Below are 14,829 nucleotides of genomic sequence, written 5' to 3'. Positions count from 1 at the left end.
CCCTTCGCGTCATACCGTCACACCCAGCCGCGCTGCGCCGCCCGTACCCCCAGCTGGAAACGGCTCGCCGCGCCCAGCCGCTCCTGCAGATCGCTCACCCGCCGACGCAGCGTCCGCAGGCTCACACCGAGGTGCCGGGCCACCGCCTCGTCCTTCATCCCGGCGGCGAGAAGCCGCGTCAACGCCCGCTCTCCCTCGGTGAGTTCACCGTCGGTGACCGGCTGACCGAGGGGCGTCGCCTGCTGCCAGGCCAGCTCGAAGAGCTTCTGCAGCGCCTCGGTCACCGCCGAGTGCCGTACGACGACGGCACAGTAGCCGCCCGCGGCCGACGCGGTCAGGGGCAGCATCGCCGTGCGGCCGTCGACCACCAGCAGTTTGACCGGCACGGTGGGCAACACCCGGGCCTGCTCGCCGAGTTCGACCATCTTCCAGGCGTGGTACAGCACGTCCGGGTCCTCCAGGGCGGTGGCCGCGTACACCGTGCGGTAGACGACGCCGCGGCTCAGCAGATCCGCCTGGAGGTCCAACTGCGGGGTGCGCGGGGCGAGATACGGGGGAGTGTCGAAGACGCACACCTCGCGCTCGGCGCGCGCGTACAGCTCCTCCAGGCGCGCGGCGTTGGCGCCCTCGCCCGACACGACGTCGAGCAGGCGCGACGGTTCCTCGCGCAGCAGCCCCGCCTCGTAGGCCGTGGCCATCTCGTCGGCGGTGGCGGCGAGCAGTTCGGACTCGGTCTCGCGCCGCCGGATCAGGGCGCGGATCGCCACCCGCGGATCCACGGCCCGTAACCCGCCGGTGGAATCGGGCGGTTGGAGCAGACCGAGCGTGAGCAGCCGCTCGCAGGCCTCGCGCACCCGGGCCGGGGACGCGTCGGTGAGCCGTGCCCAGCCGGCCGCCCCCGCATCGGGCTGATGGAGAATTGCCTGGTACAGCAGCTCGTCGAAGGCGGAGACCCCCACCGCGGCCCAGGGGCTCGCGGCGGGGGTCTGTCTGGGTGCGGGGCTCCGTCTGAGTGCCGAGTCGTATGCCGTGTTCACCATGGCTCGGCACGCTAGAGGATCTTTGTTAAGGCCGCCGCACCGCTTTTGGCGGCGCTCCTACTTCAGGCCATCACCTCAGGCCACTACTTCAGGCCGTACGCCCGCAGCACGGTCTGATCGACCTGGTTTCCGGCACCGTCGGAGGCCTGTACGCGCAGCGACACGAACTCCGCGCCCTTCGGGTGCTTGATCTCGGTCTCGCCGTGCCGGACCTTCGCCTCCTTCCAGGAACCGCCGTCGTCGTACGAGACCCAGGCCTTGAGGGCCTTGGCCTTGACGCTCCCCTCCTGATCCCGGATGGAGAGTCCGAGCTCCAACTTCCGCTTGGTTTCAGCTCGGTTGAGGAGGTCGAGCCCGTCCAGGTCATAGTCGACGGAGAGCAGGGGCAGCGCCGTCTCCTCATCGGTGTGCGCCGAGGCAAAGGACCATTCGGTGTGAGTGTTCGTCGAGAACGGCGTCCAGCCGGCCTTGCGCTGGGTGTCGAGCACGAAGCGGTACGAGGCCTTCGCCGCCGGGACGTCGAAGACGCCGTATCCGCCGACCGTCGAGTCGCCGACCAGCCGGCCGTCCGCGTAGAGCTTGCCCTGCGCGGTGTCGTTGACGTCTCTGACGTACCCGTAGTGCCCGGGCGTCGCGTCGCTCAACTCCGGTACGTAGACGGTGAGTTTGACGCCGGTGCGCTCCGAGAGGCCGTACTCGGTGCTCGTCGCCGGGCGTACGACCTGGCGCAGCCAGTCCTCGCTCGGCCGGGTGCCCGCCTTGCCGTAGGTCCGCAGGGTGTTCCACTGGCCCCCGTTCGCCTCCCAGGACGGATAGACGGTGTGCCAGACACGGGTGTCGGGGCTCACGTTGAAGTACTCGGTGCGTTCCCGGCCGAGTTGCATGTAGTCGCTGGTCTCGATCGCGTACAGCTGCCATGGGCGGTATGTGTAGACGGTGTCGGCCCCCATCTCGCCCGCCCTGCCCGCGTGGTAACGGCTCTTCACCTTCGCTGTGGTGGAGCGGTCCAGGGTGTACGTCTGGTCCGGCGAGATCGCTCCGGACTGCGGAAGGGTCACGTTGTAGACGTACGGGCTGACCTCTGTGCCGCCCAGCTTGAGCGTGACCTTCTTGCCGCTCTTCAGCAGGGTGGTGAGCTTCTCGCCGTTCTCGCCGGTGGCGATCACCACCGGCATCGTCGTCGCCCTGTCCACGGCCGTGATCCAGTGGCCGGCCTTCTTACGGTACGCGATCAGATAACTCGCCCCCGCCTCGGTCGCGTTGGCCATTGCCTCGTCCGGCCCCCACGTGTCGGCGGCGACTCCGACCACCGCCGCCTTGCCCTTGACGTCGAGCCCCTTGAAGTCGGCCGCGGTACCGGCGCCCGCGTCCACCGCCTGCACCTTCCGGTCACCCGTGAACTTCACCGGGAAGCCGTTGTACGTCTGCGTGTAGTCGAGCGGCAGCGCGTACTTCTCGGGAGTGGTGACGCTCGCCGTCAACTCCTTCGCGTACAGACGGAACTTGGCGTAGAACTCCAGGGATCCCTCGGTGACCTTCTCGGTCGGCGCCACATACACGTGGTCGGTCCAGAAGCCCTGGCTGTACGTCAACCCCCAGGAGCTGCCCGGCCCTTCGCGGTGCCACGAGGTGCTGAAGCCCTGGAACTCGGAGTCCTCCTTGGTCTTCGGCTTGATCTCCACCGCCTTGCGGGCGTCGAGCGTGACCTGGGTGTCCCCGTCGACCTTGATCTCGGGATTGCCGACGACCGACGTGCCGACGGCCACGCCGCCTGCGTCTGCGTCGGCGATCCAGGTGACCATGGAGTACGTACCGGCTGGGACCTCCCAGGTCCCGGTGTCGCCGATGTAGCCGTACTCGTTGGCGTAGGCGCCGTTCAGCTCCTGCAACGTGTAGAGCGACGCGCGGGTGGTCGGCTTGCCGTCGCGGCCCAAGAGGGAGATCTTCAGGTCGTACGTCTTCGGCGCCTTCTCGAAGCCGACACCCGTCGTGACCAGGATGCCGTCGGCGGTCGCCGTGATGTGGCCCGCGTACCGGCCCTGGGTCGCCTTCGCCGGGTCGACGCTGACCGGGACCGTTGCGGTGCTCTTCGCGGGCACGGTCACGGTGCCGGCCCCCAGGGTGACGTCGGCGAGGGACGACGAGAGCTTCAACTCCACTGGCGTGTCAGTGGTGTTGGTGTAGGTGATGTCCTTGCTGTCGACCTCCGTGTCGCCGTCCTCGTACTTGCCGAAGCTCAGCGCCGAGGTGGCGAAGACGTTCTGGGCGACCGCCCGCACGGCGTCGACGCGGCCGTCTCCCTGCTCGAACACGGAGTTGTCGGCGTTCGTCTTCGCGGTACTGGCCAGTGCCTGCTTGACCTGCTCGCCCGTCCAGTCCGGATGGGCCTGCGCGACCAGCGCCGCCGCGCCCGCCACGTGCGGGGTCGCCATCGAAGTGCCGTTGGCCGCCGTGTAGTTGTCGTCGAGCGGTGTGCCCATGGAGGTACCGGAGGCGCGGGCCGCCGTGATGCTCACACCGGGCGCGGTGATCTCCGGCTTGACCGCGAAGTCGCCGGGGCGTGGGCCACGACTCGAGAACGAGGCCAGCTTGTCGGACTTGTCGACCGCGCCGACCGTGAGGGCCGAGTCGGCGATGCCCGGCGTACCGACGGTCTGCTCCCGCGGGCCCGAGTTACCCGAGGCGATCACGAAGAGGGCGCCCGTCGACGCGGACAGCTCGTCCACCGTCTCGCTCAGCGGGTCCGAGGGGCCCGAGGCCGTACCGCCGAGGGACATGGAGACGATGTCCGCGCCGGACTCCGCCGCCCACTCCATGCCGGCGATGATCCACGACGACTGGCCGGAGCCCGCGTTGTTGAGGACCTTGCCGACCATCAGCTCCGCGCCCGGCGCCACACCCTTGCGCTTGCCGTCGGAGGCAGCGCCCGAGCCGGCGATCGTGGACGCGACATGCGTGCCGTGGCCATGGCCGTCCTGCACCGCCTGATCGGGCACGAACGTCTTCGATTCCCCGATCTTCCCCGCGAGGTCCGGGTGTCCGGCGTCCACACCCGTGTCCAGGACGGCGACCTTGACGCCCTTGCCGTCGTAGCCCGCCTGCCACACCTCGGGTGCGCCGATCTGCGGGACGCTGACGTCGAGGGACGCCTTGACCTTGGCGTCCAGCCAGAGCTTGTCGAGGCCGCCTTCGAGCTGCCTGGCCGCCTTGGCCGTGGGCTCGGCAGCCGTCTTCTCGGCGTCGGGCGCGATGTCCGCCCAGAACTTCTCGGCGGTCGACTTCTTCGCGGTGAGCGCGGCACCGTCGATGCCGGGCAGGGACAGCGTCCTGCGCGCGCCTTCGGGGGGCGTGTTCCCCTGACGATAGGTGGCGATCAGCGGGATGGCGCCGGTCTTCGAGTCCGCGTACCCCTGCTTGACGAGCTGGGTGACGTTGAACAGGGCCGGGTCGAGACGGCCCGCCTGAAGCAGCGGGACCGCGTCGTCCGGTACGACGCTGACCTCGCCCTTCTGCTCGCTCGACAGGAAGGTGGCGGACGCGCGGCCCTTGCCGCGCCGGACGTCGACGGCGGACTTGCCGTAGGCGGCGGTGGTGAGGGTGACCGTGTCACCGGTGATGAGGGTGACGGTCTGCGTGGTCGTGGTGCCGGGCTTGTTGCCCAGCGGGGTGACCGGGGACGTGGGATCGGCCGCCGAGGGCGTGACGGCCCCCGCGAGCAGACCGGCCGAGGCTGCCACGGCCCAGAGGGCGTGGAGTCTTCGCATGGGTGGACTTCCTCCCCTGAACGCTGAACGCTCCCGTCCTGGTGAGCGGGAGCCAGTGATCAGAGTGAGCGCTGGGTGGAAAGCGACTCAAGGGAATCCTGTGGCCGAGGGGTGCCAATGCACCCTTCGGCCAAGGGAGTTGGCGATCTCCATACGCTCCGGGGTGGGGCGCCGTCCGGTCGGCCGCGTGCGGTCACACGGCTGCGGCTCAGCTGGAACACAGGATTCCCTCAGTACGCCGGGACAGGATCGAGACATGTCCCGCACCCGAAACGACCGCGACCGTGACCGCGATCTCGTCCGCGTCCGTGTGCTGATCGTCGACGACGAACCAGGCCTCACGGAGCTGCTCCCCGCGGCCGTCACGGAGGCCGACCGGCGGCCCTGTCCGGTGGCGGACGGCGAGTTCGCGCCGCGGCCAGTCCACGGACGCGGCCGCGCCCCGCACGCCGTCGTCCTCGACGGCCTCGCCGCGGGCGCCGACTGCTACGCCACAAAGCCCTTCTCCCTTCTTGTCGGGTACACCATCAGGCCGCCGCGGCCGGAGGACGGGAGATGAGCGTGCGCCTGCGCGGGAGGTCCCTGCGTACCAGGCTTCTCGTCCTCGTCAGTGGCACGCTCGTCGCCGTGTGCGTGGCGATGGCGGTCACCTCGTTCTTCGTCCAACGCGCCTATCTGGTCGGTGACTTGGATCAGCGAGTCACCGACACCGCGGAGCGCAGTCAGAGCGGGCTCCAGCGCCGCACGGGGAACGCCACGGACCTGGGGTTCCTCGACGAGCGGGGGCAGGCCGCCGGCACGCTCGCCGCCCGGTTCGACGACGACGGGAACGTGGTCGTCGCCGCCGAGGTCGTGACCCAGGAAGGCCGGCAGCAGATCCTCACCGCCGCCCAGCGCGCGGCCCTGGACGGCATCGCGACCGACGGCACCCTGCGCACCCGTACCGTTCCGGACCTCGGCAGCTACCGGATGACCGCCATCGCAGGCGACGGCGGGCGCGTACTCGTCGGGCTCCCCATGGACGACGTACAGGACATGATCGGCCGGCTCGTCGCGGTCGAGGCCGCGGTGGGCGCGGCGGGGCTCGCCCTCGCGGGTGGTGTCTGCGGCGTCGTCATCCGGCGACAGCTGCGGCCGCTCGGGCGGGTCGTCGCCACCGCCGCCGAGGTATCCCGCTCGCCGCTGGGCCACGGCGAGGTCACCGGCCTCACCCGCGTCCCCGAACGCGACACGGACCCCGGCAGTGAGGCCGGCCAGGTTGGCGCCGCCCTCAACCACCTGATCGACCACGTCGAGTCCACGCTCGCGGAGCGTCGGCGCGGTGAGGAGGAGATACGTCGCAGCCAGGAACGCATGCGCCGCTTCCTCGCCGACGCCGGCCATGAACTCCGTACGCCCCTGGCGTCCATCTCCGGATACGCGGAACTCATGAACCGCGGCACCGAGAGGACCGAGGCCGGCCTGGCGTGGCGGCGCGTCTTCGACGAGTCCGCGCGCATGACCGGGCTGGTCGAGGGCCTGCTGCTGCTCGCCCGGCTCGACGAGGGACGGCACCTCCAGTTGGCCGAAGTGGACCTCGCGGCGCTGATGGCCGAGGCCGTCTGGGACGCGCGGGCCGCCGGAGACGACCACAACTGGCAACTCGCGCTGCTGCTCGACTCCCCGGCGCTTGTCATCGGCGACGAGGCCCGACTGCGCCAGGTCGTGACCATCCTGTTGGCCAACGCCCGTATGCACACGCCTGTTGGCACGACCGTCGTCGCCTCGGTGGAGGCCACCGGGGCGCACTGCGCCATCCGCGTCCGCGACGACGGCCCCGGCATCCCGCAGTCCCTCCTCCCCGCGGTCTTCGAACGCTTCACCCGTGGCGACGCCTCGCGCTTCCGCGCCTCCGCCACGAGCGGTGGCTCCGGTCTCGGCCTCGCCATCGCCGCCGCGATCACGGCGGCGCACGGGGGCCGGATTGGCGTCGACAGCGAGCCGGGCCGTACGGAGTTCATGATCGTGTTGCCGCCCGCCGGTACGGCCCAACTGCCGCCCGTGGACACGATTTCCGCTCCCGCGGTACCGGCACGGAAGCCGACGCCGACGCCGACATCACCGCCACCGCAAGCGGCCCCGACTTCACGGGCACCGACGCGGGCCTGACTCCAGGCTCGCCTCAGGTTGCGACAGCACCCTCGTGCGTCAGGCGTTTACAGCGGTTCGGGTCCGCGCTAGCTTCAAAGCCACGTGAGGTGGGAGCGCTCCCATACAAGGTGGACCGGAACCCGCCCCAGGGTCGCTCCCGCCTCACGCATCCGCACACAGACACCACACGGCCTACGAGTGATCGGACGGGTGTATCTGTCATGATCCTGACAAAAACTTCACCCCCAACTCCCCGCCCACGAGGGCGATTACGGCTCCCCAACCGGGGCAGAGCCTTCCTTCTCATCCTGCTGGCCCTGGTCGTCACGATCCCGGCCCTCGGCCTGGTCGTCTCGGCCGGCGGCGAGGCGAAAGCCCACGGCACCCCCATGAAGCCCGGCAGCCGCACCTTCCTGTGCTGGCAGGACGGGCTCACCGACACTGGTGAGATCAAACCGATCAACCCGGCCTGCAAGGCGGCACAGCAGGTCAGCGGCACGACGCCGTTCTACAACTGGTTCTCGGTACTCCGTTCCGACGGCGCCGGCCGCACCCGCGGCTTCGTGCCCGACGGCGAGCTGTGCAGCGGCGGCAACACCAACTTCACCGGCTTCAACAAGCCGAGCAGCGACTGGCCGCTCACCCATCTGACCTCGGGCGCGACCGTCGACTTCTCCTACAACGCCTGGGCGGCGCACCCGGGTTGGTTCTACGTCTACATCACCAAGGACGGCTTCGACCCGACCAGGACGCTCACCTGGAACGACATGGAGGAACAGCCGTTCCTCAGCGTCGACCACCCGCCGCTCAACGGCTCCCCGGGCACGGTCGACGCCAACTACTCCTGGTCCGGCAAGCTCCCTGACGGCAAGTCGGGGCGGCACATCATCTACATGGTCTGGCAGCGCTCGGACAGCGCGGAGACCTTCTACTCCTGCTCCGACGTCGTCTTCGACGGCGGCAACGGAGAGGTGACGGGCATCAAGGACCCGGGCAACCCGACCGAGCCCCCGCCCGGCGCGTGCTCCGCGAGTCGCAGGACGACGGGCAGCTGGAACGGCGGCTACCAGTCCGAGGTGACCGTCACCAACACCGGCGACGTGCCGATGCTCGGATGGATGGTCGACTGGACCCTGCCGAGCGGCCAGTCCGTCGCCAGCCTCTGGAGCGGCAACGCCACGTACACCGGCCAGAACGTGATGGTCCACAACGCCGACTGGAACGGGTCGCTCGATCCCGGCGAGAGCGCCACCTTCGGGTACGTCGTCGAGGGGGCCGGGGGTGATACGGCGACCGCCCTCCCGTGCCGGGTGGGCTGAGCCGAGCAGAGCCTGGCCGCGTCGAACTGCTGAGTCCGCGGCGCTGCTCAGGGCGGACCCGGTGGCCGTAATCCACCGGGTCCGCGAGCCGGGCCGGCCGGGGGGACGTCGGTCCGGGTGCTGCATGGCGTGTGTCGACCAAGGACGACGCGACAACGTTGTCGAATGGTCTGCACGCATGACTCTACTCCTTCAACGGACAACGATGTCAAGCCAGTTGAGGTTTGGTTGAGGGTGGTGAGGTGGAGTGGAGGAGTGGCTGGGCCAGTTGTCCACTCGGTGGCTCGGTGGCTCGGTGGCTCGGTGGTCCGGTGGTCCGGTGGCTCAGCCAATCGGCCAGGCAGCGGCGCGGTGCGGTCGTGGCCTACGGCCGGGTCTCGCGCTCGGGCGCGGCATCGACCGAGTTTGGAACCTCCGACGGCTCGATGGACGGCGTCGGTACCGCCGACGGCGCGCGGGTGGGAACGGTCCGGTCGGTCGGGGCGCCGGGGCTGCTGTCCGGCCTGGCCCCGTCCGTGGGCTCCGGGCTGACGGGCGCGGGTGTCGCGGACGGGGTGGACGGGGTGGGCGCGGTCGAAGGGCTGCTCGCGGGCGGCGGGGCGAGCGGGACCGTCGGGGACACGGGCGCCCCGTCCGGCGAAACGCGCAGTGGCAGCGCGATGAGGGCGGCGACGGCGCACGCGGCGCCGACTCCGGCCGCGGCACGGAGCAGCCGGCGCCGGGCCGCGGCGCGGCGGACCGCCTCGTAGCGGCCGGGAGGCGGGCCGAGGTAGTCGGTGGTGGGCCGCAGGATGACGGCGAGGGGGTCGTCGGGTTCGAAGTCCGGACCCTCGTCAGAGTGTGTGATCAAGGCTTCTCCTCAGGTGGGCACGGAGCAGTTCGCGGGCCGCGTGGAGGTCGGCCTTGACGGTTCCTTCCTTGCGCCCGGTCAGCACGGACACCTCCCGGATCGGCATGTCAGCGTAGTAGTGCAGCAGGATCGGGACGCGCAGCCGTTCCGGCAGCGACTGCACGAGCAGACGGACCGAGGGGTCGGCCTGTTCGGTCTGCGGGCGGACGGCGGCTTCGGTGGTGGCCCGGTGCACGGCCCTGCGTTCGCGCTCGAGCTTGCGCCAGTGGTCCCTGACGAGGTTGGCCGCGGTGACGTAGAGGAAGCCCTGGGGCTCCGCGACGGATGACCAACGGGCCCAGAGCCGGGTGAACGCCTCCGAGGCGATCTCGTGGGCCGTCTCGTCGTCGTCGACCAGCCGACGGCACCAGCCGGCGAGGCGCGGGTAGAGGGCGGCGAACAGCTCGGACGCTGCCTTCTCGCTGGACCGTTTCAACGCTCTCCATGGTCGTGATGGTCGTGACGGCACTCGTAGGTCACGTGCGTAGCCCTCGCACCGGGGCCTCGTACGCGGGTCTCGTACGCGGGTCTCGTACGGGAGGATCCCGGGCCGCCTGCGTAGGTTCCATCGGCCCGGGATCCGGAGGCGGGTCAGGGGCTCGCGGAGTCCAGTGTGGCGAAGACGATCACGTTGTCGCGGTATTCGTCACCGGTGCGGGGGCCGCCGCAGGTGATGAGCCGCAGTTCGGGACGGTCCACATTCCCGTAGACCTGGTCCGCCGGGAAGTCGGCCTTGGCGACCGTCCGTACGGCGTTGACGGCGAACACCGCCGTCGCGCCGTTCTCCAGGCGCGCCGTGATCTGCTCGCCCCGCCGCAACCGCCCGAGTTGACGGAACACCCCGTCCCCGTAGGCTCCGACCGTCGCATGGCCGAGGATCACCGACGGGCCGGTCTGCCCCGGTGTCGGCGAGTGCCGGTACCAGCCCGCCCGGTCGTTCGCCGTGATCGGCGGCACCTGCACGCTGCCGTCCGAGGCCAGCCCCAACTGCATGACCGGCGTGTCGACCCCGATGGCCGGGATCCGCAACCCGACCGGGACCGAACGACCAAGGGCGCGCGCCCTCTTCGCGGAGGACCGCCAAGACGGTGGTGATGTGCTCGGGGTTTGTGCGGTTGTGCCCCCGCCCTGGTTGCCGCCGCAGCTCACGAGCAGCGAAGCCGCCGCCGCGGTGACGAAAGCGCGCCTGGAGGGCGACGTCATGCCCCGGTCGCCCGCCGACGCCGTACGAGAAAGATCCCCGCGCCGCCGGCGACGAGCACCGCGGCAGCGCCCCCGCCGATCAGGGCGCCCTCGGAGCCGGAGTCCGCCGATGCCGACGTCACACCGGTGTCCGGTGCGCCACTGGGCACGACGGAGACCTGGCCCGGGGACGGCGCGTCGCTCGGCGCCTCGCTCGGAGCCGAGGTCGGGGCGGTGCTGTCCGGAGCCCGGGTCGGCTCCGAGGGGTCCGCCGGGACCGGCGTCGGTGCCGCGGTCGCCGGGGCGCTCGAGGGAGTCGGACTCGCCCCGTCGGCGAACGCGGGCACGGTGCCCGCCAACACGGCGGTGCACGCAAGTGCCATGGCACTGAGGACAGTTCGGCGCATGAGTCGCTCTCTTTCGTCGGTCCGCCGGCCCGGGGGCTCGGCGGGCTGAGTCATGGATCGAGCGGAGAGACGAGGCAGCGGCGGAGTGGGTTGTAAAGAGATGGCAAAGCCGTCAGGAGCCGCGACCGAGCCCTTCCGGGCGCCGGCGGTCGCGCACGACAAAGCGGGCACGGAGAAACCTCCGCGCCCGCTCGTGCCCGTGGGCCGTAGGCCGTGGGCCGTTCGTCAGGCCAGCAGTTCCACCTCCGCGAGCGTCGCCTCACCGTCGATGACCAGTCGGTACTTCTGGTACGTCCCGGGCGTCGCGACCGAGAACGCCCGGGTCTGTCTGTCCCAGGCGAAGGACTCGCCGGAGCGCTTGTCGATGTCCTTCCAGGTAGTCCCGTCGGACGAGCCCTGCAGAACCCAGCCCTTCGGCGCGCCGGCGCGGAGGGACGACGTCAGCGTGTACTGAACCGCCTTGGTTTCCTTGGCGATCGGCAGATCCACCGAAGCCGAAGCGACCGCGTCCGTCGCCGACGTGTCGTCGAACAGCGCCCCCTCGCCCTCGACGACATCGGCCCGCGGCGACGGCACCTTGTCGTCCTGCGTGATGGAGACGGGCGCCGCGTTCTTCCCGGTGCCCCACGAGGACGGCTTCGACCCCATGTCGAACTCCAACACCCCGCCACGGGAGATGAGCGAGTGGGGGAGCGAAGTCGACTTCCACGCCTTGTCGTTGACCTTCAGACCCTGCACGTAGACATTCCGCGCGCTGTTCTTCGGCGCCTTGACCACCAGCTCCCGGCCGTTCTCCAGATGCACGGTCGCCTTGGTGAACAGCGGTGAGCCGACGGCGTATTCGCCGCTGCCCATCACCAGCGGGTAGAAGCCCAGCGAGGAGAAGAGGTACCAGGCCGACTGCTCGCCGTTGTCCTCGTCGCCGTGGTAGCCCTGCCCGATCTCGCTGCCGGTGTAGAGGCGGGAGAGGACCTCGCGGACGTTCTTCTGCGTCTTCCAGGGCTGACCGGCCGCGTCGTACATGTAGTTGACGTGGTGGGCCACCTGGTTGGAGTGCCCGTACATGCCCATCCGTACGTCACGGGCCTCGGTCATCTCGTGGATGACGCCGCCGTACGAGCCGACGAAGTCGGGCGAGGCCGTCTCGGGGGTCGCGAAGTACGTGTCGAGCTTCTCCGCGAGGCCGGACCGGCCGCCGTACAGGTTGGCGAGGCCGCGCGAGTCCTGGGGCGCGGTGAAGGCGTACCCCCAGCCGTTCGTCTCCGTGTAGTCGTAACCCCACACCCGCGGGTCGTACTTGGAGGACTCGACCCGCCAGTCGCCTTTCTCGTCGCGGCCCTGGAAGAAGCCGGCCTTGTCGTCGAAGAGGTTGACATAGTCCTGGGCGCGGTTGAGGAAGTACTCCGACTCCTCCTTGTAGCGCTTCTCGCCCGTCTTCTTGTACAGGGCCTGGCCCATCTTCGCGATGCCGTAGTCGTTGAGATAGCCCTCGAGCGCCCACGACAGACCCTCGTGCGTGTCGGTGCTCGTGTAGCCGAGGAACGGGGAGGTCGTCATGCCCTTGCGGCCGACGCCGGAGGAGGGCGGCACGACGGTCGCGTTCTTCAGCGCCGCGTCGTACGCCGACCTGGCGTCGAAGTCGACCCCCTTCACGTACGCGTCCGCGAACGCCACGTCCGACGAGGTGCCGGTCATCAGGTCTGCGTAGCCGGGTGAGGACCAGCGCGAGGTCCAGCCGCCGTCCTTGTACTGCTGTACGAACCCGTCAACCATCTCGCCCGCCTGACTGGGTGTCAGAAGTGAGTACGCGGGCCAGGTCGTCCGATACGTGTCCCAGAAGCCGTTGTTGACGTACACCTTGCCGTCGACGATCTTCGCGCCGGTGTGCGTCGGGGTGTCCGGTCCTGGCATCGGCGAGAACGGCGAGGCGTACTGGTATTTCGAACCGACCTTCTCGAAGCCGGAGTTGGGGTACAGATACAGCCGGTAGAGGCTGGAGTACAGCGTCGTCAGCTGGTCCGGCGTCGCGCCCTCGACCTCCACCTTGCCGAGGATCCGGTCCCACTGCTTCTGGGCGCGTGACTTGACCGTCCCGAAGGACGTGCCGTCCGGGATCTCCTGGCGGAGGTTGTCCTTGGCCTGGTCGATGCTGATCAAGGACGTGGCGAGCCGGAGCGTCACCGTGCGGTCGTCGCCCGGCTTGAACCGCAGATAGCCCTTCACCCCGGACGAGCTTCCCTCGACGACCGGCGCGTCGAAGACGCCGTACACGAAGAGCCGGGTCGCGCCCGTCGAGAGACCCGACTTCACGTCCGAGTAGCCCGTGACGATCCCGTTCTCCTTGTCGAGCGTCAGGCCCGCCTGGTCCGTGACGTTGTCGAAGAGCACGCTCGCGTCGTCACCGGGATAGGTGAACCGCAGGGCCGCCGCGTGGTCCGTCGGCGCCATCTCCGCCTTCAGCCCGTTCTCGAACCGCACGCCGTAGTAGTAGGGGCGCGCCGTCTCGTTCTCGTGTTTGAAGGGCAGCGCGCGGGCCGTGCGGCCCGTCTCCGGTGTGCCGGACGCGGCCGACGGCATCACCTGGAAGGTTTGCCGGTCACCCATCCAGGGGCTCGGCTCGTGGCTGGCGCTGAACGCCTGGATGGTGGGCAGGTTGTCCGCGTTGTTGGCGCGCGCGTAGTCGTAGAGCCAGCTGAGCGACCCCGCGTTCGTCACCGGCGTCCAGAAGTTGAAGCCGTGCGGCACGGCTGTCGCGGGGAAGTTGTTGCCGCGCGAGAAGCCGCCGCTGGAGTTCGTCCCGCGTGTGGTCAGCGCGTAGTCGGACAAGTGCGCCTTCGGTTTCTCCGGCTGCTTCACGCGCAGCGCGACGTCGTCCAGCCAGCCGCGGAACTTCGCGGGGCCCTTCGGCGAGTCGTACGCCACCAGGATCCGGTCGACGGTCCGGCCGGCCGCGACCGAGCCGATGCGTGAGGCGACGTTGTTCCACTGGTTGACGTACAGCACCTTCGCCGCGCCCTGCCCCTGCGGCGTCAGCGCGAACCCGTGCTGGTCCTGGGCGCGCAGGTCACTCAGATAGGTGCCGTCCGTGAAGGCCAGGTCCACCGACACGTTCGTGGCGTCGTAGTCCCGGTCGCCGTCCGCCATCGACGGGAAGATCCGGTACGCCAGCTCGGTGTCGCGGCCGACGGCGACGTTCACGTCGAATACCTTGTTGTACGAGTAGGCGCGGCCGTCCGCCTTGTGCGTGCCCGCGTACCGCAGGGCGCGCTTGCCGGTGAAGCCCGCGCCCGCCTTCGCGGTCGGGGAGCCGCTCGGGCCGCGGTCCACCAGCGAGAGCATGTCCTTGGGCGCGGGCTCCTCGCCGCCACCGGTCGAGAACTGCACGTCGGCGAGTTGGGTGGCGTCGGAGGCGCCGTTGTTCCCGGTGATGTCGAGCCGGAAGTGCCGGTACTCCGCGGGCTCCCCGAGGTCGTACGACTTCGTTTGGAACCGTTCGCCGAAGGACTCGCCCGTGCGGGTGTCGAGGGTCTTCCAGTCCTTGCCGTCCGCGGAGCCCTGGAGAGTCCAGTCCTTCGGGTCGCGCTCGTCGTGGTCGTTGGCCGACGTCAGCGCGTACGTGACCAGCCTGACCGGGGCGTCCAGGTCGAACTCCACCCAGCCGGTGGGCTCGAAGGTCAGCCATTTGGTGCTGGGTTCGACGTCGACGAGGTTCTCCTTCACCTCGCCCGCGCCGGTGTTCTCGCCGCTCGCGCGGACGTCCGTGACGTGGTCGGTCACATTGCCGGGGATGCCGGTGCTGTAACCGCCGTCGACACCGGACGACCGCTTCGTACCGTCGGGCGTGGTGTCGACGGTGTTGAGCCAGTCGGGTGCGGGATCACCCGTCTCGAAGGAGGAACCGAACTCCCGGTCCGCGGCGGCCGCTTCACCGGGCCGGGCGACGGCGGCCCCCTGCGAGGCCACCACCAGCGTGAAGGCGGCCACTCCGAGGACCGCCGTGGAACCCCATCCGTGCCGTGCTCTGTGCCAAGATCCGTGCCGAGATCTGTGGTGCATGCGCGAGCACCCTGCCTCTCTCTCTTCGGCCAGTTCGCCTCC

Annotated in this window: 10 protein-coding genes; 3 read left to right on the top strand and 7 right to left on the bottom strand. The window is 69.9% G+C overall.

Annotated elements, in window-relative coordinates; genetic code table 11:
* Positions 1-17: 17 nt before the first annotated feature.
* Both GAS53_RS26920 and GAS53_RS26915 read right to left on the bottom strand, forming a co-directional pair.
* Positions 18-1,040 carry a response regulator transcription factor gene (locus GAS53_RS26920; protein ID WP_151480297.1) on the bottom strand — a complete coding sequence of 341 codons (1,023 nt, stop codon included), beginning with the start codon at positions 1,038-1,040 and terminating at the stop codon, positions 18-20.
* Positions 1,041-1,123: 83 nt separating this feature from the next.
* Positions 1,124-4,804, bottom strand: a complete 3,681-nt coding sequence (locus GAS53_RS26915) for a S8 family serine peptidase (RefSeq protein WP_151480296.1) — start codon at positions 4,802-4,804, stop codon at positions 1,124-1,126.
* Between the two features lie 256 nt (positions 4,805-5,060).
* Here GAS53_RS26915 and GAS53_RS26910 point away from each other — a divergent pair, with 256 nt between their 5' ends.
* The 3 genes from GAS53_RS26910 to GAS53_RS26900 all read left to right on the top strand — a co-directional run bounded on the left by GAS53_RS26910 (position 5,061) and on the right by GAS53_RS26900 (position 8,253).
* Positions 5,061-5,363 carry a response regulator gene (locus tag GAS53_RS26910; protein WP_225859099.1) on the top strand — a complete coding sequence of 101 codons (303 nt, stop codon included), beginning with the start codon at positions 5,061-5,063 and terminating at the stop codon, positions 5,361-5,363.
* On the top strand, positions 5,360-6,952 hold the full coding sequence (locus GAS53_RS26905; protein ID WP_151480295.1) for a sensor histidine kinase: 1,593 nt from the start codon (positions 5,360-5,362) through the stop codon (positions 6,950-6,952). Before GAS53_RS26910 ends, GAS53_RS26905 begins: the two co-directional genes overlap by 4 nt.
* A 203-nt stretch (positions 6,953-7,155) precedes the next feature.
* Positions 7,156-8,253, top strand: coding sequence for a lytic polysaccharide monooxygenase auxiliary activity family 9 protein (locus GAS53_RS26900; protein ID WP_151480294.1), 1,098 nt, complete (start codon positions 7,156-7,158; stop codon positions 8,251-8,253).
* Between the two features lie 364 nt (positions 8,254-8,617).
* Here GAS53_RS26900 and GAS53_RS26895 read toward each other — a convergent pair whose 3' ends face one another.
* From GAS53_RS26895 to GAS53_RS26875, 5 genes are all read right to left on the bottom strand, one after another.
* Positions 8,618-9,103: a hypothetical protein gene (locus tag GAS53_RS26895; RefSeq protein WP_151480293.1), complete on the bottom strand. Its 486-nt coding sequence runs from the start codon at positions 9,101-9,103 to the stop codon at positions 8,618-8,620.
* Complete coding sequence (locus tag GAS53_RS26890) at positions 9,087-9,578, bottom strand: RNA polymerase sigma factor (RefSeq protein ID WP_151480292.1); 492 nt, start codon at positions 9,576-9,578, stop codon at positions 9,087-9,089. The genes GAS53_RS26895 and GAS53_RS26890 overlap by 17 nt, the downstream gene beginning before the upstream one ends.
* Before the next feature lie 155 nt (positions 9,579-9,733).
* Complete coding sequence (locus GAS53_RS26885; RefSeq protein WP_151480291.1) at positions 9,734-10,345, bottom strand: class F sortase; 612 nt, start codon at positions 10,343-10,345, stop codon at positions 9,734-9,736.
* Positions 10,342-10,731: a Tat pathway signal sequence domain protein gene (locus GAS53_RS26880; RefSeq protein WP_151480290.1), complete on the bottom strand. Its 390-nt coding sequence runs from the start codon at positions 10,729-10,731 to the stop codon at positions 10,342-10,344. The genes GAS53_RS26885 and GAS53_RS26880 overlap by 4 nt, the downstream gene beginning before the upstream one ends.
* Before the next feature lie 225 nt (positions 10,732-10,956).
* Positions 10,957-14,787 carry a GH92 family glycosyl hydrolase gene (locus GAS53_RS26875; protein WP_192583297.1) on the bottom strand — a complete coding sequence of 1,277 codons (3,831 nt, stop codon included), beginning with the start codon at positions 14,785-14,787 and terminating at the stop codon, positions 10,957-10,959.
* Between the last annotated feature and the right edge of the window lie 42 nt (positions 14,788-14,829).

It is taken from the genome of Streptomyces albicerus, assembly GCF_008905045.1.
GTDB classification, from domain to species: Bacteria; Actinomycetota; Actinomycetes; order Streptomycetales; family Streptomycetaceae; genus Streptomyces; species Streptomyces albicerus.
This window is presented reverse-complemented; position numbering and strand designations above follow the sequence as displayed.